The organism is Rhodanobacter sp. FW106-PBR-R2A-1-15 (assembly GCF_058789735.1).
Genome location: NZ_JBYTEM010000062.1, coordinates 1 through 1,411, shown reverse-complemented (window position 1 = coordinate 1,411; position 1,411 = coordinate 1). Strand labels below are relative to the sequence as shown.

The window sequence follows — 1,411 nt, the reverse complement described above, 5'->3', positions numbered from 1 at the left end:
GGCCTAATGCCAGTCAGTTAAGGTATTGACGCGACGGGAACGACCCAAGAGGCTCATGGTTTTCCATGAGCCTCTTGCTTTGACCACCACTCTGCAAGCCCAACTCGATGCGGTAGGCGAGCTGTCGGCGGATGCGTTCGATCGCTTCAGTCAGCTCATTCCGGCCGCCTGGATCGAGCAGGCCCTGCAAGCGACCGGTACCGCGTCCCTGCGCCGTCGTCGCCTGCCCGCCGAGCGACTGATCTGGCTGGTCATCGGGCTGGCGCTGTTTCGCAACGAACCGATCTGGCACATCGTGCGTCAGTTGGGCTTGGCGTTGGGTACTGAGGCGCAAGTCGTGCCCGTACCGAGTGCGGCTGCCCAAGGGCGGCAGCGCCTGGGCGAAGCACCACTGGCGCACTTGTTCGACCAGATCAGCCGTGCGTGGTGCACCACGCCGCTGCCGGCCGCCGGCCGCTTCCAGGGACTTCGCCTGTTGGCGGTCGATGGCGTGGTGTGGTCGACGCCCGATACCGCCGGGCATCGCGAGGTCTTCGGTGGCGGGCGCTCGCAGCATGGCGACGGGAGTTGGCCGCAGGTGCGCGCCGTGTGCCTGATGGAGGTCCATACGCACCTGATCCGGGCCGCCGCTTTCGGGGCGTACACCACCGGCGAGCTCAGCTATGCCCAGGACCTGATGGCCGCGGCCCCCGATGAGTCGCTGACGATCTTCGATCGCGCCTACTACTCGGCCGCCTTCCTGCTGGCGTGGCAGCGCGCGGGAAAGCAGCGGCACTGGTTGATGCGGGCCAAGTCCTCGTTACGTTACGAGGTGCTCCACCCGCTCGGGGAAGGCGATGCGTGGGTGCGCCTGCCGGTCTCGCCGCAGGCGCGCCGCCAGCATCCGGAGCTGCCGGCATTCTGGGAAGCCCGGTTGATCGTCTGCTCGTCCGGCCGGCGCTATCTGACCTCACTGGCCGATCCGGCCCGCTATCCGGCCGAGCAGGTGGCCACGTGCTATCGCGAACGCTGGGAGATCGAACTGGGCTTCCGGGATATCAAGCAGGGCATGCAAGCCAACGACACCGTCTTGCGCAGCAAGCGGCCGGAACTGGTGCGACAGGAAATCTGGGGCCTGCTGATTGCCTACAACCTGCTGCGCTGGGAGATGCACCAAACTGCCGACGCACTGGGCGTGCCGCCGGCCCGGCTCAGCTTCCAGGGCTTCACGCGCGCCATCGTCGCGGAGCTGCGCCATGCCCCGCTGGAAACCCCCGGCGCCTTTCCCAAACGGCTGGCCCGGCTCCGACAACAAGCCCGCGTCTACCTGTTGCCGCCGCGACGACGACGATCTTGCCCCCGTGAAGTCAAACGGCGACCCCACAAGTACCCCACGAAAACGCCAGTCAGCTTAACTGACTGGCATTACGGC

Annotated in this window: 1 protein-coding gene; it reads left to right on the top strand. The window is 66.7% G+C overall.

Annotated features, from left to right (window positions below; translation table 11 throughout):
- Positions 1-79 precede the first annotated feature (79 nt).
- Positions 80-1,411: IS4 family transposase (locus AC3WTD_RS18490; RefSeq protein WP_492614657.1), on the top strand; the 1,332-nt coding region annotated here is incomplete at its 3' end.